The following is a 21263-nucleotide window of genomic DNA, read 5'->3' on the forward strand; positions in this document are numbered from 1 at the left end:
GGTCTTGTGAGGGGCTCTACGGTCTTGGTAGCATCCACGACAAGGCGGCGGCCGCTGTATGGATAACAACAGACAAAAGGGGTCGGATATTGGTTCGGGCGCAGGCGACCCTGGGCGCAACCCCGCGGATGCCTGGTCCGCGGCGGCGCTGCCCCAGGCCGCGCGGCTATGTCTGAATCGCTGCAACCTGCCCGCCGGCATCCTGGGCAGCCTGGCCTACCAGCGACACCCGGTGCCGCTCGCAATCGATGGGGTGCGCGACTTCCACGCCGACCTGTGCCGCCGCCTGGACCCGGTCGAGGACCATCGGGCCCGGGCCCAGTGCTTTGTCGACTACATGACGGTGCGTTTTTGTCTGGAACACCTGGAGGAGGCGGGCCTCACCCCCGGCCGGCGCAAGAAGTCGCGGGCCAACGCCAACTATCTACGGCAGGTACGCGGTTGGTCCTTCGACTCGGACGGGCGCGAGGGGGCGGTGCTCAAATATTGGGCGGAGACCCGGTTCGGGTTACTCGCCCGGCACCACGGGGGGCCGTTACACGGGCGCGGCAGCGCGGCCTATGTGGAGTTTCAGACTGAGGCGGTGCGGGGCATCTATGGCACCAATGCCCTGGAGTCCCAGCTCGACCTGCTCTACACCTACTGTCAGTACGAGCTGCGCCGCCAGCACCCTGGGCTCAATCACCTGACGCTCTATCGGGGCATCAACTCGATCGGCGATCACGAGGTGCTGGGCCGCGAGCCGGACGGCGGCTATCTGGTCCTGCTCAACAACCTCAACAGCTTCACCAGCGACCGCGAGCGTGCCGACGAGTTCGGCGACTATCTGCTGACCGCCCAGGTGCCGCTGCCGAAGGTCTTCTTCTACAACCGCCTGCTGCCGGGGATGCTCAAGGGCGAGGACGAGTATGTCGTCATCGGTGGGGTCTACGCGGTGCGGATCTCGACCCTGTGAGCTCTGATAAGTGAAGCCTCAGACCTGGGGCGGGTTGTTGAGAAGCGCCAGAGACGCGTGATGACGGCGCAGAAGGCCCGCGGAAAACTCCCGCTAAGACGTGGGTATTGCGATATCCTTTCGACCTAACGATAAACCTCTTAGGGTCGGTGACATGCATGGCGAAGGTCGAGCCGCAATATACTCGTCAGAGCTTTTTCGATGCGGCACGGCGGCGTGCGCGAGAGGCGCGGGCTTTGCTTGACTATCCCCAGTCCCAGAAACAGCGCGACGGCGCCGTGACCATGGCCCTGGTCGCGGCCGAATGCGCCCTCAAGGCCGCGCTGCTCCACGGGAGGCAGGCCAACTCGGTCGAGGACTTGCAGGGCGGACCGGTCGCAGGTTTGTTTGCAGGCAAGAAAGGCCACGATCTGCTTCAACTTTGGCGTGGCCTGCCGGGCCCAATCATAGAACAGGCAACGGCCGACGAACACCAGGCTATGTTTTGCCTGAACGGTGCTGCCCCTTATCAGCATCGTTATGGTGTCAAGAAGCCGAACCGGGGGCTCGCGGAGCCGCTGGTTGAGTCGGCCGAACGGCTGGTCGAGTGGATGCATGAGCTGGTGACGTAAGACCATGACAAACGAAGCCTCTTTATCCGAACTGCGGCATGCGATCGACGATCTGTTCCATCCCCAGAGCCTCTTGGTGCGGCGCGGACGGGAGGGATCAGTGGATCTGCGTGTTCTGGCCGATGCGTTCGCGGATACCGACGATCCTTTGGGGTTACTGACAGAGCAACTGGAAGAGCGTGGTCTACGCCTGCCCGAGCGCACCCTGACCCTGCTCAAGTCGCCGGACGATTTGGAGGAGGGCGAGGAGCAACTTTTGTTCTCCCAACGTCTGATCGGTACGCCAAATTGGCCTGATGCCCTGATGCTGGAGCCCCAACCGCTGGTGCCCGATGACCGCGGCCTTCCCGACGGGGTCAAGGTGATCGCGTTCTGGGGCATCAAGGGTGGAGTCGGCCGTGCCACGGCCTTGTCCCATGTCGCGATGTTGCTGGGACGCCGACAGGTGAAGGTCCTCGCAGTCGACTTGGACTTGGAGTCCCCGGCCCTGGTCGGTGCGCTGACGGGCGACCCGGACGGCGGTGGTCGGACGCGTTTCGAGGACCTGGTTCGGCGGGCCGGGGACCCAACTGTCGCCGATGCGACGCTTGACCGATTACTTGAAGGCAGTCTGATGGCCGGTGTCGACGCGGGCGCCCTGGTCGAGGTTCTGGGGCCGGCGAAGGCCGATATCCCGTTTGTCCACGCCTTGCTGGGGCCGCTTGCCCCAAGCGTCCTGTACCGCGGTTCCCGGCCGCCGCTAAGGCGGCTGCTGGAAGCCGCGATCCGCGTCTCCCAGGCGCGGGTGGTTCTGTTGGATGCCCGCTCCGGTTACTGCGACGAATCCGCTCTGGCCGTTCTTGACCTGGCAGACGAGGTGGTCCTGTTCGCCTCGCCCGCACCCTCGACCTATCCGTCTCTGGTCCCGGCGGTCATTGCCTTGGAGCGTAGCCGCAGGGCGCGTGGACGGCCCGCGCTGGTGCATTTCGTGGCTGGCATGCTACCGGCAGGTGATGACGCGCGACGGCGCTGCCTGGAGGAATTGCAGGCCCAACTGGAGCAGGCCCGCGCAGAGATCGCCGAGGCGTTGGCGACACCGGCCGATGACCTGCCGGCCGATGTCAACATCATTTCTATCGACTACTCAGCGCGCATCGTCGAGAACGATGGTGGCCTGTTGGTGAGCGGCATTGGGGAGGGTTATCGGGACCTGGCCGATCGCATCGAACCGCCGCCGTTGCCAAGGGCGCTGGCTCAAATCGCGGAGGGTTGGGCGGCTCAGGTGATCCGGGAAGCCGTGGTTCCCGTGCCACAGGCGGAGAGTGCAGACCCACAAGATCTGGCCCGGCTGTTCACACGCACATCGGACCTGGACCGCTTTGTGCGTCACGACACCTGTCTCGTGCTTGGTGCCAAGGGAACCGGCAAGAGCTACCTGCGGCGGATCTGCCTGGAGCAGCCGGAACTCCTCAGGCAGCGCTCAGGCGTCTCGTCACTCCAGAACGTCATCTTCGTTGAGGGCTATGCCAGCCCGCGCTCCAGCCGAGGAGCGAGGCCGCCGGCATCCCAAAACCTCCTCTTGGAGCTTGACAGGGCCTTCCCAGATCGCTGGCGGGATGCGTGGTCCATACTGGCCCTGAGTAGAGCGATGGTCGCGCTTGGCAGGGAATGGCGCTTCAGCTTCTCCAATTCGGCAATGGATAAGCAGTTCAAACTCTTGGTGGATGCTCCGGGCGAGCAGGGTGTCTTGGATGCTATTGGTACCCTCATCGACCAGGGGCAACCGCTGCTGATCAGTGATGCCTGGCGCGCTCTGGACGAGTGGTGCGAGCGCAAAGGTAAACGCGTCACCCTGTTATTTGACGATCTGGACGTCGCCCTCGGCGAGACCGAGGAAGGGCTCAAACGGCGCCGCGGATTGATCGTGGGATTGCTTGACCAGACGAACGCCTCCTGGGTTTCCACCCGCCAGGTCGGTGTGAAAGTTTTTCTCCGCAAGGATATTTTCGACGGTCTCGGCACCGAAGAGCAAGCCAAGTACCAAAAGCGTGATGTGACACTCACTTGGCGTCCGGACGATATTTGGCGCCTGATCGTGCGCGCAATGGCGGCTGCCTCCGCAACATTTCGCGCTCATGTCGCGGAACGCGGAGTCAATATCGATAACCTGGAAGAGACGCCGCGCGAGGACTGGGCGGCCGCCCTGGAGTTGATCTGGGGAGATCGTTTGGGTACGGGTGAGAGTAATACGCGCTCCACCAGCTGGGTGGAAAAGCGGTTGCGTGACGGCAAAGAACGCCTGTTTCCGCGCGCTGCACTCTGGTTGCTCGAGGCCGCCGTGCGCATCCGCAAGGGCCGCCGCGTCGGGTCGGCTCCCCTGCTGGACCCGCGCTCGCTTCGTGACGCCATGCCAGAGGTTTCCAGCGCGCGCCTGGAAGAACTATTGACCGAGAGTGGTCAAGAGCAGCGTTCTCGCATCTTACGTCTGACGGGTTTCAAGTCATACCAGAATGAGGATGACTTCCTGGAAGCCCTTAAGAATGCCGGAGAAAGTGAACCGCTCTCCGCTCTGAATATCTTAAGAGAGCTTGGTATCGTCGAAATCGGCTTGCGGCGCAACAGGACAGCAGCCACCTCACGCATCGTGGACCTGTATGCCTTTGCGCCCCGGCTGGATATTGCGCGTCTTGGTCGCCGTTGATGCTTGGTGAGAGGGCCATAGGGCGATCCGCCACCGGTGCTACTTCATGATCGAGGTGGCGATGTTCGGGTTGCCGGGATTCACAACAATAGTTCCGGTATTCGGGATCACGATCGACCGGCTGTCACTCGTCCTTGCGGGGATTCTAAATTGAAACGTTTCGGGTTGCTCGCCCGGCACCACGGGTCTTCCACAACCGCCTGCTGCCGGGGATGCTCAAGGGCGAGGACGAGTATGTCGTCATCGGCGGGGTGGCGTCGATCATAATCCCGGCCAGCGGCGTGCGTAGTCAGGGCTTCCAGCCCTGACGGTGTCAGGCCAAGATGGCCTGACTACGCACTCGGCGAGCCCAAGTGGCCGGAATCTTGATCAAGGCCGGCGGGGTCTACGCGGTGCGAATCTCGACCCTGTGAGCGGTTCGTGTGTTCCTACATGGCTGGCAGCGGCGGCGCCGTCTCCGGTGCGACTGCGCCGCGACCGCGCTGTGAACCTTTTCTGCCCGCGTCATTTCGTCTAGTCTTGAGAGCAAACCCTGAGCAGGAGAGGATGCAGAATGTCTGCCGCCGTTGCCATCCCGATCGCCCCGCCGATTGCCGCCGGTCCCAGGCGCCACCCCATCACCCTGAGCGAATACTTCCGGATGGGCGAGACTGGTACACTGGACCCGGCGGCGCGGGTCGAACTGATTGAAGGAGACCTCATCGACAGGCCGCCCATCGGCCCGTCCCATGCCAGCAAGACCAACCGAATAAATCACGCTTACGCATTGGTTTCAATTCGCGCCTAGTCAAATGACTGGGCGATGCGCAGTGGGGCAGACGCAGTTCATCCTGCGCAAAGATTTTCAATCCACGCCCGGCGAATTCGCCGGGCGATGCCGCTCGATACCCTGCTGTTCCGCGCACCGGGGCGCGTTTCAATCCACGCCCGGCGAATTCGCCGGGCGATGCCCACAATTGAGGCTAGTCCGCTAACGCCGAAATTGTTTCAATCCACGCCCGGCGAATTCGCCGGGCGATGCTTTGAATCTGGACCAGCGTACGTGCCACCATTGTCAGTTTCAATCCACGCCCGGCGAATTTGCCGGGCGATGCCGTTCAAGCGCTGCCCCACGCCGCCTGCCAAGCCGTTTCAATCCACGCCCGGCGAATTCGCCGGGCGATGCTCGCCGCAGCGCGTCAACCCCGCGGGGTTGGACGCGTTTCAATCCACGCCCGGCGAATTCGCCGGGCGATGCCCCCCAGTGGCTGGAGCACGCGGTGCTGAAGCGTGTTTCAATCCACGCCCGGCGAATTCGCCGGGCGATGCAGCCACACCAACGCCACCAGCGCCACAGGGTGGAAGTTTCAATCCACGCCCGGCGAATTCGCCGGGCGATGCGAACCCTGTGTACGCGGAGCGTGGGTGGTGCATCTGTTTCAATCCACGCCCGGCGAATTCGCCGGGCGATGCAGTACGTCACCGTGGCACGCGAGTTTAGGTTTACAGTTTCAATCCACGCCCGGCGAATTCGCCGGGCGATGCCTCACACGAGCTAACACCCCTCCCACACTCTGAAGTTTCAATCCACGCCCGGCGAATTCGCCGGGCGATGCCGACCCCAAAGGTTTCGATTACATCAATACGGGAGTTTCAATCCACGCCCGGCGAATTCGCCGGGCGATGCTGACTCGGTGCATCAAATTGCGCTTGCACTGCAAAGCGTTTCAATCCACGCCCGGCGAATTCGCCGGGCGATGCGCCTGGCCAGCGTGCTAACCAGGCTAGATACGCACAAGTTTCAATCCACGCCCGGCGAATTCGCCGGGCGATGCGATGGTCGGCATCGCCTCTGCCCTGCCCTTGGTGCCGTTTCAATCCACGCCCGGCGAATTCGCCGGGCGATGCGTATCCGCGCTAAACGGGGTAGGCAGGCGTACTACAGTTTCAATCCACGCCCGGCGAATTCGCCGGGCGATGCGAAATGCACCCGCGGAACCGGGCGCAGAGCGATCGAGTTTCAATCCACGCCCGGCGAATTCGCCGGGCGATGCATGATTCGATCGTGTTTTTGCCTGGCTGCGATCCGGGTTTCAATCCACGCCCGGCGAATTCGCCGGGCGATGCGCCCGACGTCGGTTGATCGCGTCTGCGATCCTAATGTTTCAATCCACGCCCGGCGAATTCGCCGGGCGATGCCCCGCGGCGGCAAGCGTTTGATTGCGCAGCGGAACAAGTGAAGCTTGCGCGAACCAGCGGGCGGGCGCAAGCGTTATGCTGGGCCGCGGAAGGATCTGCTTGCCTAAGTTGTTAAAGATCATAGAGATAGATGCTGCGCGAACCTGCCGGGGTTTCGGCAGTCGCTTGGGGTTCGCGCGTCAGACGATGAGGGGGGCCTCAAAGTCCAGCGACCGGAAGGTGCCATATTGCTTGACGCGGAGATCGTGAGGCTCCGTGAGTCGATAGAAACGGAGGTTGTCTTCTGTAACATCGATTTCGGCAAGTAGGTCGCGTTCAAGCTCTTCGAATTGCATCTGGTTGACTTGGCACTCGAAGACCGACTTCTGTACCCTCTGGCCAAACCGTAGACAGACCTTCGCAGCCCGGCGCAAGCGGCGGCGACCTTCCCTGGTTTCGGTCGATACGTCATAGGTGGCGATGACGAGCATAATATAGGTTCCTCATCTACTTGGCGAGATAGGGCAGGTAGCCTTCCATCTCGCCGCGCAGCGTGCGCGCGAGCAGGCGGGCTTGGACGAAGGGGAGTAGAACGAGCGGGACCTTGTTGTCAAGCAGCGGGTGGGCGACCTCTTCCTGTTTCCGCTCCTGCCAGGCAGCGACCACGGCTCGGCGACCCGCGTCGTTGAGCATGACGGCACCACCCTCGCGTTCGTCGAAGTCTTTGGCGTTGAGTTGGCCGCGATTGATCAGTGTGAGTGCAAACCGGTCGACCATCACCGAGCGGAATTCTTCCTGCAGGTCCAAGGCGAGCGAGGCACGCCCGGGGCGCACGGCATGTAAGAAGCCGAGCTGAGGGTCGAGTCCGACTGCCTCGGCGGCTGAACGGCAATCGTTCATCAGCATCGAGTAGAGAAATGAGATGAGTGCGTTGAAGCGGTCGCGTGGCGGACGCTTCGTGCGTCCGTCCAGTGTGAAGCTCGCGCGTGCCTGGGGCTTGACGATAAGATTCAAGGCGGCGAAATAGCCGCGGGCGGCCTCGCCCTCGAACCCTCGCAGTGTGTCTAAGTCCGCGGCGGATGGGACCGCGCGCACCGATGCGGCCAAGGCCTCGGCGGCGCGCGTCAGGGCGTCCGCCTCGGCGGAGTCAGCGGCTTCGCGGGCGCCGCGCAGTAGAACCGAGCGGCTGTTGCGCAGCTTGCCGGCAACCACGGCGCGGGCGGTCGTGAGGGTAAAAGCGGGGTCGGCCGCCGCCCGGTGCTGCGCCTGGCGCAATAAGATGTTACCGGATACCGGCCCCTCTAACCGGGCTTTGAATCGACCCGAATTTTCGAGTAGCACCATTGACTTGCCTTCTTCCGCCAGTCGGTGCATCAGGGCCGGTGAGATCATGACATTGCCGAAACAGACCAGTGCGCCGATATGATGGAGCGGCACGCGCAACCGGGTCTGCCGCTCCACCTCGATGCGCACGGATTCATTGTCCAGGTGCGCATAGGCTTGCGGCGTCATGACGTAGAGCGTGTTTTGTACGGTATACATCAGGTTACTCCATAGTCTGCATTGAAGCGTCCTGCCCGCAAGGTCGCCTGTCGGATTGCGCCGCTTCCTGAGTGATAAAGGTCTGGTCCTTCATGCAGTCGCGGACGAAGGAAAGGACCGCTATTAAATCGCGCTGTTTGACGTGCGGATAGCTTTCCAGAATCTGCGCCTCGCTCCATCCTGAGGCCAGTAAATCGGCCACAAATTGCACGCCAATGCGAGTGTCCTTGATGCGGGGCTTGCCGAATAGGATATTGGGATCGGAAACGATGCGGTCTTGCCAATCGGTCATGGTACGTGCTCCTTCAGCAAATTCAGTCGTGTATCGACAGTCCGACGCCTCAGTAATCGCCCAGTCTTCCGGCTGGCAGCGTCGCCACCTGGTCCTTGGCCATAGTCCATGTGGGACGCCGCGTGTCCATTCGATACGGGTCATGTCGGGACTTGCTACTGACCCATATCAGCCGGCTATGTCCGGCTCGAAGAGTGAGTCCAGAGCCGTCCGGTGTCGCCGCGTGGCGGCAGTGATGGTCGGCTCGCAGATGGCGTTTAGGGAGCATTGTTCACAGCGTCGGTCATTGACCGGTGGCGGCAACTGCCCGGACGCAAGCATCGCGCGAATGGCATCCGCGGTCTCGGCTACCGAACGGCGTAACTCAGCGGTAATGACAACCTCGCGACGGCGTTTGCTGGCGGCGTGGAAGATAGCGCCCTTGGGGACCTCGCGGCCGAACATCTCTTCCAGGCAGAGGGCCTGGGCGGCGAGTTGCAGGTCGTCGTTGATGTGCTTCTTCTTCGGTCCGTGCTTGTACTCAACCGGGTAGAGGGTACCATCTGGCCAGAACTCTACCACGTCGCACTTGCCGATCAGACCCCAGTGTTCGCTCCAGACCGGGAGCGCGTATTCTATCCGCGCGCCCTCGTGTCCGGCCACATGAGCAGCCCGGTCGACCCGCTCATGTTCTGCGTTCCCCCGGGCAGTATGGATGTTTTGCTCAAATTCCCCGTCCAGATAAATGAGCCCGCAACGCCGCGGGCAATAGCCATATTGGTTGAGCGCCGAGAGGTTGACCGGTTCGGGCGTCAGGGGCACCAGGACAGGTCCGGGGCTATCGTTCACATCCGTCTCCTGAATCCTTCCCGGCGACCGGGAAGGGTTAAGTTGCCTGGTCTAATGAGGCAGTTTGCCGTCGATCAACAATTCAACCCCGGCGGGCAGGCGCTCGGGATGAGGTGTCACCACATAGTCAGCGAAGGTCCGCGGCGAGCCCTGCAAGTCTGGGTGATGGCTGACCTCGATAATCGCGTTGGTCTGTTTGCGCCCAGGCTGGGAGAAGTCCAGCATCCGCTGGGCCGGGGCGCAACCGAGCATGGCTTGGCGTACCTTCTGAGCAGCGTCGGTATCGGTGCCGACGTGCTTGAAGACATAGAGCCCGCGGCAAGACATGACGCCCTTGGAGGCAGAGCGGTCGTGGTCCCACATGCCGAGCAGGGCCTCCCAGAGGTGGGTGAGATCATCATCGGAGAAGCCGGTGCCCTGTGCCAAGTGCGCGGAGACGAAACCCTTGCAGGCATAGAGTCCGTAGGGGATCAGCGACTTGCGACCCATGGTGCGAAGTTCATCTTCGGACTGACGCTCTTCCCAAGCGCGAAACTCTGCCGACCCAATATTCGCGCCCTTTATCTCATTGTCTGCCACGGCCATCCGTGTAATGGATGCATCTATTGGCAGGATTGGATCGAGCGACCTAGAAAATGCGACCTGGACGGGGCCACGTACTTGACCTGCGTTCGGTCCGGTTGACATCACGGCACCAAATGTGCGGACGTCAAAGAAGGTTTGGCACATCCAGTCCTTTGCGTCGTTCGCCTTTCCTTTAGTGGTTTTCCATTTCTTTGCCTGTGAGTCGAAAGGGGGCATTCCTCCAGTCTTCTCATGGCCAAGGGCGATTTTCGTGTTTAGATTTGTTGCGTGCTCGACGAATATTGCATTAGGTGCAGTGTTTGAGAATGCCGTCTGAACATAGTTGCGTACTCGGCGCTTGATGGCCACATCGGATACCAGGCCGTGCATGTCCTCCGGGTCTAGACGGGGGCTATTCCCAGCGTCCGGGTCGCCGTTGGGGTTGCCGTTTTCGCAATCGAAAAGATAGAGAAATTCGTAGCGGTTCTGTATAGCAGTCACTTCTTGTCTCCTTCTGATGATGCAAGGTCTGGGGCAGGTGTGACATCGTCGTCGATGGCTTTCTTACCGGGGCGCAGGGCGGCCAATTGCTGATAATAGCCCAAGGCGAAGAGGCCCTGCCCTTCGAGATCGAGGATACGCGGTGCGCCATCACCCAGGCGGCCCATGACCTCGGCCAACTGGTTCTCGAACTGCCAAGCGAGCCCAGGGTTGAGTTTTCCTAAGTGATTGCGAGAATTAGCGGCGAGTCGGCCGATGATGAGGCCCGGGGTCTGGCTTGCTGCTGCATAGTAGCGCTGGACAACACCGGCCCCGACATCCCCTAAGGCGGCACGCTGGAGGTTAGCAAAGACTGCGAGCAGGCGTCCGCAGTGGTAGGCGGCGGCCGGGTGGTCCGGGTTCAGATAGGCGGTCATGGTAGCGTCACCTCCGGGAGTGAGTCGAACGAAGTAGGCCCGAATGAGGCCCATCCTGGCGTGATTGATCGGGGGTTGGTCCTTGTCCACGCGCTCTGCCCGCAAGCGGGCCAGTGCCAAGGCCAGCAGGGATCGGGGAATCGGCAAACCCTGGACTGCAACTCGCCAGAGGGTGGCGGCGGTTGGGGCCGGCAGGTCCTTAAGGTCGCGTACCAGGGCACCGCAGACTGCCATGAATTTGGGATCGTGAGCAAGCGCGTGACCATCGCGGGCGACGATGGCCAGATCGGTGAACCAGCCGGCGATGTGTCCCGCAAGGTCTTCAAAGCACCCTTCCATCCAATCGCGTACCATGACGCGCCCGGCGGCACCGGAGAGGGTCAGGGCGTAATAACGGTTGTGGCCTAAATCGGCGCGCTCGCCGGAGCGTATAGCATCGAGCAAGCGGCGGACTGCGGAGAGCGCCGTGGCCTCGGTCTGCTCCTCGGTGTCCATGCTCATCAGGAGGGCGAAGAGATCGTCCGCAGGGGCGATCGTGTCCTTGTACCAGTGGGCGACCAGGGCATTGGCAAGCTTGCGGCTGTGGTTGCGGATCAGGTCGTTGAGTCCGTCGACATATTGCTGAACGGCCTCCTCACCCATGGCCGCGTTGGCGGATTGGTCGAGTCCATAGGACCCGAAGGATGCCTTGTCGAAGCCGACCATCACATCGCCCATCGCCAGCCCGCCGACTCCGGATAGACCGGTAATCGGCGGATGCGTCGCTAGCGGGCGAAGGGGCTTACCAGTCAGGAGGCACAGCATGGTGCCTTCGGGCTCGGCGCTGCCCAAGTCGGTGCGGCGCCAGTCGCGCCACCAGGACTGAATCTCCAGTGCGGTACGCGGGTCCTGCCCGCCAATGCGCCAACTCATCCAGTCTGTCGGCTTCGCCTTGTGCGCTGTCAGTGCTCTGCGGAGCTCGGCAACGCGCTCGGGATGGACCATCAGGTCGGCAATGGGCGTTAACGCCGGTACGGTACCAGCGGCCTGGCGGAGTAGATCGATGTAATAGGCGTGCCGTTTGCGGGTCTTGTCGTCGGGGGGCTCGTCGCCCTTTATCAACAGTGAGACGAATTGACAGGACTCAATCAGAAAATGAGCGCGGCCACCGCCCTTCATCCCGTGCATATCCGGGCAGCGAGCCAGGTCCTGGCCGCGCTTGCCGTCGCCGAGTGGCATGACGTTCAGAAAGCGTCCATCGGCGGCCAGTTCCACGGACCAGCGGATCTCTCGGGACTTGAAGCCTGCTTCAGGTGGGGGCAAGTGGGTCGCGGCATAGGCGGCAAGTTGTTGGAGCATGATCAGGCTCCTCCTGGCTTCTTGACGGCAGGGCTATCGAACGGCGGAACCTCCAGCACTCCACTGTGTAGGGTGGCATCGAACAGGCTGATGTAGGACGGGTCGCCATCCTTGACGGCCTCGCGGTTCAGGTCGAAGATGTCATACAGCATCAACCCCAGGTGTTGGTCCAGCGCGACCGGCGGTTGTGTTGCTGCGCCTGGGTCTTCCACATATTCAAAGAAGGCGGGAAATTCGCGGCAACCGAAATAGGGTTGTTGGAAGCATTTGCCTGCACGGGCGCGACGTTGAAACTGGCTGTTCATGGCGTTCTGGTCTGTCCGGAATGCGGATTTCGGGACGATCCGAGCAGTGAGTCGATAGCGGACGTGTTTCAGCGCCATTGTCTGGCGCTGGGTGCGTCCCTTCTGGTCGCCATCGCTACCATCTGCCCAGAGTGGTTCCGGAGTGGCGGTGCCCTTCATCCATTTATTGAGGATGGCAGTCCCCGGAACCCGATCCTTGACCTCATTGCGCCGTAAGGCGATGAAACGGGGCAGTTCCAGTACCTCAATACGGGTGACTTGCCAAAAAAAATACGGACGAACACGATCGCCCTCGCGGCGGGCATCCCAGTAGATGGCGTCGAAGATGCCGCGCGCCGCAGATGGTGTAATGACTGGATAAGAAAAGCGCTCCACCTTCATCTCCGGGCGGGTGAAGCAGGCGAGGTCGCCCCAGACTTCGAGGGTATGCGTGCCGTTGGCCATCGTTCCTCCTGTGGATTGACGATTCAGGCTGAACAATGAACTCAGCCAATGAGTACCGGGTCCGATTGGGGCAGGATGAGCCCCAGCGTCTCGTCGTAATGCTTGCCGTGTGGGTCTTCGAGGATGAACCACGCATCCTGTTGACGATCGGCCCTGCCAGTGCGACGCAGCTTGGCGGGTATCAGAATACTCCAGGCGGGGTGGTCCGGGCGGGGTCGATACACACTGACGGCAAGTCCTTGAGCGCTGCGCATCCAGGCGCCACCGATACCGTCGGCTTCTGCCTCGTCACGCAATGCCTCATAGTCGTCGATCTGTTCGGTCCAGGGGACCAATACCTGGATAGCATCCTGCTCGATGAGCCGATAGCGGCGGGCGATCTCGGGAAAGTCCCGAGCATTGATCGCTTCCTCAAAGGTCGGGTTCTGACTGGCGGGTTGGCTCAGGTCATAGAGTTGCCGGTAGTAGTTCTGAAAGGCTGCCGGGTCGTTGATGTCGATGGCGCCATGCTCCAAGAGTATCCGCCGGGTCACTTCGGCTGCCTGGAAATAGGCGTGGGTCGGGTAACGTCGGCGCCAATCGCCCTGTTCCTCGGGGTCGAAGACCCACACCTTGCCCGGCTCCTTCAGTCGTCCCTCCCGATTACAGCGTCCCGCCGCCTGGGCGATGGCCTCCAGCGGTGCGAAGGCTCGGAACACGCGCGGGAAATCCAGGTCGACGCCGGCCTCGACGCATTGGGTGGAAATGAGGCGGCAGGGCTCGCCGGCGGCGAGTCGTTTGCGGACGCGGTTCAGCACGGCCCGGCGGTGAACGGGGCACAGGTTGGTTGAGAGGTGAACGATATTAGGCGCGTCGCCGAGAGCCTCCAGCAGGGCCACGGCGTGGCGCTTGAGATTGACTACGACGAGGGCTTGCGGGATATCTTGAAGCTCTTGCGCGAGGTCGTCCCAGGTGCGCTTCTCGCCCGGCTTCGGCCAAGTCACGGTGACGCGCTTCAAGGCGGCGAACAGCGCCGGATGATCGGGGACGGCCTCGACGGGTTGCCAGCCGGGGGCGGCGTGTTTGCTGACCGCTGCGTGTAGCGAGTCGAATGCGGGTTGGGTCGCGGTGGCGAAGACGACGCTCGTGCGGTAGGCGGCAGACAGGTGCGATAGTGCGGCCAGGGTGGGGACGGCGAGGTGGGTCGGTAGGCTTTGGGCCTCGTCAAACAGGATCACGGACTCCATCAGGTTGTGGATCTTGCGGCAGGCGGATGGGCGATTCGAGAACAAGGACTCGAGCAATTGCACGTTGGTGGTGATGACGATGGGGGCATCCCAGTTCTCAGCCAGGAGGCGCCGTTCACGCTCCTGAGGGGGCTGGGCATCCGCCTGGCTGGTCTCGGCGCCGAGTCCGGCCAGGCTGTGGTGCTCCAGCACAAAGTGCTCGGGGAAGTCGTTGAAGATGGCGCGGTAGACCCTGGCGGTCTGCTCGATGATAGTGAGGAAGGGCACGGCCAGTACGATGCGTTTGAGCCCATGGCGGTGCGCCTGCTCCAGCGCGAATTTGAGCATGGCCAAGGTCTTGCCGGAACCCGTGGGGGCAGTCAGCGTAAAGCATCCGGTATCTGATTGGGCCGCCGTGATGCATGCCTGCCAAAGGGCGTCCCGCGCCTCGCGAACGGCGGGTTGCGCCTGTGTCCCCGGGCGGATGCCCTCGCTCATGTAACGATCAAGTGCATCCAGGGCGGCTTGGGGGTCGAGTGCCGGGCCTGGGGTGCGCGGACACTTGCCGCTGGCATTGCCTTCAAAATGCGCCTCGGTGTCCAGAAAGTCGGCGTCGACCAGGCAGGAGAAGAGCAGGCGCACGTCGAGCATGGCGGCGACGGCCTTGTGCCAGGAGGTGACGGCCTTGGTCGCGGGTGCGGTGAATTGCAGACCGTCGGCCTGGGCTCGGGCCAGTAATCGCTCCAGGTCGGCGTCGGAGAGTGCCAGGCCGAGTGGGTGTTGGTTGGTCAGCTTGGCTGGGTCCAGACCCATCAGGCTCATTGGGTCGCCTCGTTGCAGGCCGATGTGATGGCCCTGAATCGCGAGTGCGGCGGCAATTGACTGGTGTTGCTTGAGGGCCAGCCAGGCGCCGATCGACCAATGATCCAGGCCCGAGTCGCGCCCCCGCAGGCGGGCCTGGAAGCGATCGGCGTACTTGCCGAGGTCGTGCTGATCTCCGGCGAGACCGGCCTCCTCACGCCATGGGGCGATGCCGGCGAGGGTCCGTGCGTGGCGGCCAACGGACTTCAGATGGTCGTTCAAGCGGTGCCAATCCCCGGCGGCATTGGCGCTATGGGCATAGAAATCCACATCTTCCACTGCGTTCCCTCCTGCGTTCGCGCTCAAGTCAAAGCCCCAGGCGCTGTGCGCTTCAGGACCGTATGCGTGCGGGCTTTAGTCGCGGATCGGTTGCCGGGCTCTGCCGCACGCCGGGGGTGCAGGCTTCAGCGGCAACCCCTCTGGCAGGTGAGGATAAACCAGGAAGGCCTTTGTCGGCAATCGGCTGGCGGGGCGGGGGAGAGCTATTGGGGCGCGGCCTTGCGGGAAGCAGAAAGATCGGTGGCTTACCGCAGAACGCTGGATTCCGCTGCGCTCCATCCCGGCGACGGGAAACCGCTCCGTGGAATACTTGCACAACCTCACTGGGTGCGGCGCCCCCAGTCGGTCGGTCTCAAGGCCGACCGACCTGCCGCTGCGGCTGCAACACCGATCACGCCCATCCTTGGCGCTTAGGGCGCGCAGGCGATGACCAGATCGTCGCTGAAGGGTCCGACCTGCGTGTCCTTCAGCCGATAGATCGCGGTATAGCGCCGCAGCTCGGCCATGCCGATATGGAGCAATGGGCGATTATCAACGAAGGGCGAGGCCATGACATGGCCCAGTAAGACCCAGTCCTCGTCGGTTTCGCGTTTACAGTAGAGGTTGATGCCGTCGCTTTCACGCTTGGTGAAACTCAAGACGACCACACCGGCGGTCTGATCGACCGCGGTCAGATCGGGTTTGGCGCCGGTGAGATCGACCAGGTGTTTAGGCCCTTCGATCCCGAGTAAATCACCCTGTTCCTGGGTATAACCGCGATGCGCCTTGATGCGCCGAACCAGGCCCCGGAACTCCTCCTCCAAGTGGTGGCGACTGGTATTTTTCTTAGTCGTCGCGCCCTTGGCGGCGGCGGCGGCCTTGCTGGCCAGGGCGATGTTGGCATCAAAATCGGCGGCTGCCGCGGCGACGGGGGCGAGATCCTCTGGCGTGACACCATAAGCCGCCGGATCGGGCGTCAGCGTTGAGATGGCGCGCGCGACGGCGACCGCGAGATCGCTGTCTCTATTCGGGAGAAAATCAGTTTTTGCCATGTTGGCTTTCTCCAGCCTGACTACACTGGAATGCTCGCGGCGCTCCCTCGCCTTTGCCGAGGATCGCGGCGGGTCGTTCCGCGCTGGGATCGCACCCTTGCAGAACGGAGCCATCGCCTTCCAAGACGCGCTGGCGCAATTGTGCTATGCGCCGGTACCACTCCATGATCCAGTCGTACCATTCCAAGACCTACCCATAGGGCTTCAGGTGTCAACCCTGCGGTTGCGGGGCTCAGTCGTGCGGTTTTGGACCGTAACCTTGAGGTTCCAGAGCGCAGCCGTGCGGTGGTAGCGCAACACCGTGTGGACTGCGTTTAACAGTATGATATATTTCCTGTTATAGCGCTTTGGGTGAGTCTTGGAATGGTGCGGTTGCAGAGCGCAGACGTATCGTGGCAATTGGCCTCGCGGCGATTCATCCGCGGCATCGACCGGTTAAGTTCGCCGGCGGGTTCGCCGCGAAGCGGCCTTGCCATGGGGAAAAGTATAGTTCAGCGCGGCGAAAATGCTATGTGTCTTCAGAAAGATTGACCAGGACCAAGCCATAACGCACCTGTCCGGCGGTCTGTTCGCGAATCAGCTCCCACCCATGCGGCAGCGTCGGGAAGCCGCTGCGATCGCCGGTCTCCAGGTAGACCCGGGCGCCCGGGGCTAGCCAACCCTGGCTGGCCAACAAGACGCAGGCTGGCGCAAGGAGTGAGTCGGTAAAGGGCGGGTCCAGAAAGACCAGGTTGAACGGGGAGGGTGGCCCGGCGAGCCAGGCCAGCGCATCCGCCTGGATCACCGTGACACCCTCGGCACCGAGCGTGTCGATATTGGCGCGCAGTTGCCGGGCGACCGCCGCGTTGCGCTCCACCAGGACCACCGCGCCGGCGCCGCGCGAATCGGCCTCCAGTCCCAGTGCGCCGCTGCCGGCGAAGAGGTCCAGACAGCGCGCACCCGGCATCACCGGCGCCAGCCAGTTGAACAGGGTCTCGCGCACCCGGTCCGCGGTGGGGCGCAGCCCTACCTGATCCGGGATGGGCAGTCGGCGGCCGCGATTGCGACCGCCGATGATGCGCAGGTGTCCCGGGCCGGTCGCGGTCCCGGTAGTGCCCTTAGTCCGGGCCATTGGCGGCGGGGGGCTTGGCCTCGCCTTCACCCCCAACGGTGACGGTGGCGAGCCGGTCCGGGTGGACCCGGCGGGCGAAGGCGTCACGCACCTGCTCGGCCGTCACCGCCTCGATCCGGTCGGTGAAGCGGTCCAGATAGTCGAGCGGCAGCCCATAGAAGCCGATCACTGCGAGATAGGGGATGATCTCTGAGTTCTCGGCGATGCGCAGCGGAAAGCCCCCGGTCACATTCTTTTTGGCGGCGGTGAGTTGCGCCGCGGTCGGACCCTCGGCGGCGAAGTGCTTGAGGGTGTCGATCATGACCGTGCGCGCCTGCTCGGCCTGGGCGTTCTTGGTCTGGAGCCCCATCACGAAGGGGCCCGGTTGGGCCAGCGGCAGGAAATAGCTGTAGGTGCTGTAGGATAGCCCGCGCTTCTCCCGTACCTCGTCCATCAGCAGCGACACCATCCCGCTTCCGCCCAGGATGTGATTGCCCAGATAGAGTGCGAAATAGTCCGGGTCGCCGCGGGCCACGCCCGGCTGGCCGGCCAGCACGGTGGTCTGGCTGGCGGGGAAGGGGATCTGCTCCAGGCTCCCGGCCGTGAGCGGCGCCACCGGCGGCAGGGGTGCGGCCCGCTCCCCGGTGGGCAGTGTGCCGACCACGCGCTCGGCCAAGGCGGCGGCGGCCGGCCGATCCAGCGCGCCGACGATGGCGACCACCGCGTTGGCGCCGACATAATAGCGGTCATGGAAGGACTTGAGTTCCGCCGCGCTCAGGGTGCGGATCGACGCCTCGGTGCCGTTGGGGTCCGAGGCGTAGGGGTGATGGCCAAAGATTTGCTGCATCAGCGCTTTGGACGCCACCTTGGAGGGTTGCTCCTGCTCCTGACGCAGACCGATCAGGGTATTCTCGCGGTTGCGCTCCAGGGCATCGGCGGGGAAGGTTGGGGCCGTCAGCACCCCGGCCAGGGTCTCCAGCGCGGTCCCCAGGGCGGGCTCTTGGGTGAGGCTGCGCATGGCCACCGAGGTCATGTCCCGATCGGTCGCCCCGGTGAGCGTGGCCCCCACGTTTTCCATCCGCTCGGCGATGGTGTCGGCATTCCAGTCGCGGGCGCCCTCGTTGAGCATGTCGGCGGTGAAGGCGGCGAGCCCCGGGTGGTCGCCGTCGCGTGCGCTGCCGGCATCGAACACCACGCGCACATCGACCATTGGCAGTTCCGGTGCGGCCACGAACAGCACCCGGGCGCCGTTGGCCGTCTGCCAGGTCTCGATCTTGGGGGTGGCCTGGGCGAGCGTTCCGATCAGCAGCAGGCCGATGGCCAGGGTGGAGCGCAGGAGCGTGCGATGGGTCTCAGCGTACATTGCCGTGTCCTCCCAGACCCGCCGGGGCCTTCTTCAGTTGCTTGCCGTCCAGCGGCTGGGGGTCGAGGATCGCCACCGTGAGGTGGTCCGGGATCAGATATTTGCGGGCCACCGCCTGGACCTGTTCCGGGGTCACCGCGGCCAAGCTGTCCACGTATCGGTCGGCCAGCGGCCAGCCGAGGCCCACGGTCTCCAGGACCCCGAGTTTCACGGCCTGGTTGAAAACCGAGTCTTGTTCATAGACCTTGTTGGCGATCAACTGGGTGCGGATGCGTGCGAGCTCCGCGGCGTCCACCGGCTCGTCCTGAAGCCGCTTTACTTGTGCGCGCAGTGCCTGCTCCAGGGCCGGGATGTCGTGACCCTTGGCCGGGACGCCGTCGAGCTGGAAGAGTCCGGACAGCCGGCCGAAGGCGCTGTAGGAGGCGCTGGCGGAGGAGGCGATCTGGCTGCCCCGCACCAGTTCGCGCTCCAGGCGCGCGCTGTTGCCCCCGTCCAGGACCGAGGACAGGACCTCCAGCGCATAGGGTTCCCAGGGTTCGGCCGCGGCGGCGATGTTCGGTGTCTTGTAGCCCATGAGCAGGTAGGGCTCCTGGGCCGGGGTCTTGACGTGCAGGCGCTTTTCGCCCAGTTGCGCGGGTTCGGCCTGGGTCTTGGGCGGGGCCACGGTCTCCGCTTTGAGGGGGCCGAAATACTGCTCGGCCAGGGCAAAGACCTGTTCCGGCTCCACGTCGCCGGCCACCACCAGGGTGGCGTTATTGGGCGCATACCAGAGCCGATACCACTCGCGCAGGTCCGCCGCCTTGAGTTGTTCCAGGTCGCCGGGCCAGCCGATCGTCGGGTTGCGGTAGGGGGAGACGGCGAAGGCGACCGCGTCGAACTGCTCGCCGGTGAGCGACTGGGGGTCGTCGTCGGTGCGCATGCGCCGCTCCTCCGTCACCACCTCGCGCTCCTTGGCGAAGTCGTCCGGGTTGAGCGCCAGATTGCGCATCCGGTCGGCCTCCAACTCGAAGGAGACCGCCAGCCGGTCGGCTGCCAGGTTCTGGTAATAGGCGGTGTAGTCGGCGCCGGTGAAGGCATTGTCCTCCCCGCCGTTCTCCGCCACGATGCGTGAGAACTCCCCGGCCGGATGGTCCTTGGTGCCCTTGAACATCATGTGTTCGAGCAGGTGCGAGATGCCGGTGATGCCACCGTACTCGTAGCTTGCGCCCACCTTGTACCAGACCTGCGAGGTGAGTACCGGGGCGCGGTGGTCGGGCTTGACCAGGACCTTGAGTCCGTTGCCGAGCTGCCGCTCGAAGACCTTGGGCGGGTCGGCCGCGACGGCCGGGGCCGCCAGCGGCAGGGCCAGCAGCAGGGGTAAGGCGAGGAGGGTTGATCGTCGGTGCATGGGGTTTCCGGTAGCTTTCAACAGTGGCCCCCCATGTTTGGGGCGCACCCCGGGTCCTGCCAGTCTGGGGCGTGACAATTTGGTCATGCTGGGGGGTGGCTTGTCCCCAGGGGAGTCCGCGCGTATCGTTTGGGGCACTTACACCAGGCAGGCCAAGTCAAGTGCAGCAAACCGTACTCAATCTCTCAGAAGCCAAGACCTCGCTGTCTAAATTGGTCGACCGCGCGGCCGCCGGGGAGGAGATCGTGATCGCGAAGGCTGGCCGTCCACTCGCCAAGCTCGTGCCTCTGCGCACCCCCAACCGCCCACGCAGCCCCGGCGGCTGGCAGGGCAAGGTCCGGATCAGCGAGGACTTCGACGCACCGCTGCCGGCAGACATGCTTGATGCTTTCGAGGGTAAGGCATGACCGACAGGTCGCGGCTGTTGCTGGATACTCATGTTTTCCTGTGGTGGAAGTTGGATGCCCCGCAGCTGAAGCCGGTCGCCCGCGATGCGATCAGCCGGGCCGACGTCGTTTTCGTCAGTGCTGCTTCCGCCTGGGAGGCGGCGATTAAGGCGCGCTTGGGAAAGTTGGAATTGACGGTGGACTTCGCCGAGGGCGTAAATGCGAGCGGTTTTGAACGGCTCCCCATCAGTTTTGAGCACGCCGCGGAGACCCGCAACCTGCCTGACCACCACCATGATCCGTTCGATCGCATGCTGATCGCCCAGGCGCGCGTCGAGCGCTTGGTCGTGGTGACACATGATGCCTTGTTTGTACCCTATGGGCTGGACTTGATCCGGACCTAACGTTCCTTGCCAAGACCCGGATACATCCCTTTTCATGCCCGCATAGTAGGGTTAAACTGGCATCACCAAACGAAGGAATGGTGACCCGCCAAGATGCCGACCCCACTCGAGTATTTCGTGAGCTACGCCCGCAAGGACCGGCCTCAGGTCGACGCGCTCCTGGACCTGCTGCGCCCGCGCCTCAAGATCGCGACCGGTCCGGGGTACGCCGAGTGGAACGACCGGATGATCCCCCTGGGCGCCGCCTGGCGTGCCGAGATCGACGCCGCCCTGACACGCTGCGCATTCGGACTCCTGCTGCTCTCGCCGGAGTTCTTCGCCAGTGACTTCATCGCCGCGAACGAGATCCCTCAATTCATCGAGTCCCTTGGCCCCAAGACCGTCGCCATCCACAAGCCCTTGGTCCCGGTGGGCCTCAAGCCCGTGCCGCTCGACGGCAGCGCGGATCTGAAGGGCATACAGCACGTTCAGGTCTTCCGCGACGACCAAGGGCGCTGGTTCAGCCAGACCCGCGGCCATATCCGCGATGCCTTCGTGGACCAATTCGTCGCCGCGATGGTTGCCAAACTCCGGCCCTGATCCAGCCCGTAGCCCGGATGGAGCGCTAGCGGAATCCGGGGCGGC

Annotated in this window: 18 protein-coding genes and 1 CRISPR repeat array; of the genes, 6 read left to right on the top strand and 12 right to left on the bottom strand. The window is 63.4% G+C overall.

Going from position 1 to position 21263, the window contains the following annotated elements:
- Positions 1-58: 58 nt before the first annotated feature.
- The 3 genes from QZX93_RS13410 (at position 59) to QZX93_RS13420 (ending at position 4246) form a co-directional block, all read left to right on the top strand.
- Positions 59-955: an NAD(+)--dinitrogen-reductase ADP-D-ribosyltransferase gene (locus tag QZX93_RS13410; RefSeq protein WP_295389629.1), complete on the top strand. Its 897-nt coding sequence runs from the start codon at positions 59-61 to the stop codon at positions 953-955.
- 158 nt (positions 956-1113) lie between these two features.
- Positions 1114-1566: a hypothetical protein gene (locus tag QZX93_RS13415; RefSeq protein ID WP_295389630.1), complete on the top strand. Its 453-nt coding sequence runs from the start codon at positions 1114-1116 to the stop codon at positions 1564-1566.
- A gap of 4 nt (positions 1567-1570) precedes the next feature.
- Positions 1571-4246: an AAA family ATPase gene (locus QZX93_RS13420; protein ID WP_295389631.1), complete on the top strand. Its 2676-nt coding sequence runs from the start codon at positions 1571-1573 to the stop codon at positions 4244-4246.
- Between the two features lie 769 nt (positions 4247-5015).
- Positions 5016-6424: a CRISPR direct-repeat array (repeat unit 37 nt; unit sequence GTTTCAATCCACGCCCGGCGAATTCGCCGGGCGATGC).
- A gap of 179 nt (positions 6425-6603) precedes the next feature.
- On the opposite strand, the gene cas2 is transcribed toward QZX93_RS13420, so the two are convergent.
- From cas2 to QZX93_RS13480, 12 genes are all read right to left on the bottom strand, one after another.
- The gene (cas2, locus tag QZX93_RS13425; protein ID WP_295389632.1) at positions 6604-6894 is read right to left on the bottom strand and encodes a CRISPR-associated endonuclease Cas2; all 291 of its coding nucleotides are present in this window, start codon (positions 6892-6894) and stop codon (positions 6604-6606) included.
- Positions 6895-6910: 16 nt separating this feature from the next.
- On the bottom strand, positions 6911-7945 hold the full coding sequence (cas1c, locus tag QZX93_RS13430; RefSeq protein WP_295389634.1) for a type I-C CRISPR-associated endonuclease Cas1c: 1035 nt from the start codon (positions 7943-7945) through the stop codon (positions 6911-6913).
- A gap of 4 nt (positions 7946-7949) precedes the next feature.
- Positions 7950-8237 carry a DUF433 domain-containing protein gene (locus tag QZX93_RS13435; RefSeq protein WP_295389636.1) on the bottom strand — a complete coding sequence of 96 codons (288 nt, stop codon included), beginning with the start codon at positions 8235-8237 and terminating at the stop codon, positions 7950-7952.
- Positions 8238-8405: 168 nt separating this feature from the next.
- A complete protein-coding gene (gene cas4 / locus QZX93_RS13440; RefSeq protein ID WP_295389638.1) occupies positions 8406-9065 on the bottom strand; it encodes a CRISPR-associated protein Cas4 in 660 nt (219 codons plus the stop codon).
- Between the two features lie 51 nt (positions 9066-9116).
- On the bottom strand, positions 9117-10130 hold the full coding sequence (cas7c, locus tag QZX93_RS13445) for a type I-C CRISPR-associated protein Cas7/Csd2 (protein ID WP_295389639.1): 1014 nt from the start codon (positions 10128-10130) through the stop codon (positions 9117-9119).
- Positions 10127-11884 carry a type I-C CRISPR-associated protein Cas8c/Csd1 gene (gene cas8c / locus QZX93_RS13450; protein WP_295389640.1) on the bottom strand — a complete coding sequence of 586 codons (1758 nt, stop codon included), beginning with the start codon at positions 11882-11884 and terminating at the stop codon, positions 10127-10129. Before cas8c ends, cas7c begins: the two co-directional genes overlap by 4 nt.
- Positions 11885-11886: 2 nt before the next feature.
- Positions 11887-12633, bottom strand: coding sequence for a type I-C CRISPR-associated protein Cas5c (gene cas5c, locus QZX93_RS13455; protein WP_295389642.1), 747 nt, complete (start codon positions 12631-12633; stop codon positions 11887-11889).
- Positions 12634-12674: 41 nt separating this feature from the next.
- Positions 12675-14978 carry a CRISPR-associated helicase Cas3' gene (cas3, locus tag QZX93_RS13460; protein ID WP_295389644.1) on the bottom strand — a complete coding sequence of 768 codons (2304 nt, stop codon included), beginning with the start codon at positions 14976-14978 and terminating at the stop codon, positions 12675-12677.
- Positions 14979-15388: 410 nt separating this feature from the next.
- Positions 15389-16123 carry a hypothetical protein gene (locus tag QZX93_RS13465; protein ID WP_295389646.1) on the bottom strand — a complete coding sequence of 245 codons (735 nt, stop codon included), beginning with the start codon at positions 16121-16123 and terminating at the stop codon, positions 15389-15391.
- A 394-nt stretch (positions 16124-16517) separates the two neighbouring features.
- Positions 16518-17120: a 16S rRNA (guanine(966)-N(2))-methyltransferase RsmD gene (rsmD, locus tag QZX93_RS13470; protein ID WP_295389648.1), complete on the bottom strand. Its 603-nt coding sequence runs from the start codon at positions 17118-17120 to the stop codon at positions 16518-16520.
- A complete protein-coding gene (locus tag QZX93_RS13475; protein WP_295389650.1) occupies positions 17107-18462 on the bottom strand; it encodes a pitrilysin family protein in 1356 nt (451 codons plus the stop codon). The genes rsmD and QZX93_RS13475 overlap by 14 nt, the downstream gene beginning before the upstream one ends.
- Positions 18452-19849: a pitrilysin family protein gene (locus QZX93_RS13480; protein WP_295389652.1), complete on the bottom strand. Its 1398-nt coding sequence runs from the start codon at positions 19847-19849 to the stop codon at positions 18452-18454. The genes QZX93_RS13475 and QZX93_RS13480 overlap by 11 nt, the downstream gene beginning before the upstream one ends.
- Before the next feature lie 161 nt (positions 19850-20010).
- On the opposite strand from QZX93_RS13480, the gene QZX93_RS13485 reads away from it, so the two are divergent.
- The 3 genes from QZX93_RS13485 to QZX93_RS13495 all read left to right on the top strand — a co-directional run bounded on the left by QZX93_RS13485 (position 20011) and on the right by QZX93_RS13495 (position 21218).
- Complete coding sequence (locus QZX93_RS13485; protein WP_295389654.1) at positions 20011-20256, top strand: type II toxin-antitoxin system Phd/YefM family antitoxin; 246 nt, start codon at positions 20011-20013, stop codon at positions 20254-20256.
- Positions 20253-20639 carry a type II toxin-antitoxin system VapC family toxin gene (locus QZX93_RS13490; RefSeq protein ID WP_295389656.1) on the top strand — a complete coding sequence of 129 codons (387 nt, stop codon included), beginning with the start codon at positions 20253-20255 and terminating at the stop codon, positions 20637-20639. Before QZX93_RS13485 ends, QZX93_RS13490 begins: the two co-directional genes overlap by 4 nt.
- 93 nt (positions 20640-20732) lie before the next feature.
- The gene (locus QZX93_RS13495; RefSeq protein WP_295389658.1) at positions 20733-21218 is read left to right on the top strand and encodes a toll/interleukin-1 receptor domain-containing protein; all 486 of its coding nucleotides are present in this window, start codon (positions 20733-20735) and stop codon (positions 21216-21218) included.
- The last annotated feature ends 45 nt before the right edge of the window (positions 21219-21263 follow it).

The organism is uncultured Thiodictyon sp. (assembly GCF_903946935.1).
Lineage (GTDB): Bacteria > Pseudomonadota > Gammaproteobacteria > Chromatiales > Chromatiaceae > Thiodictyon.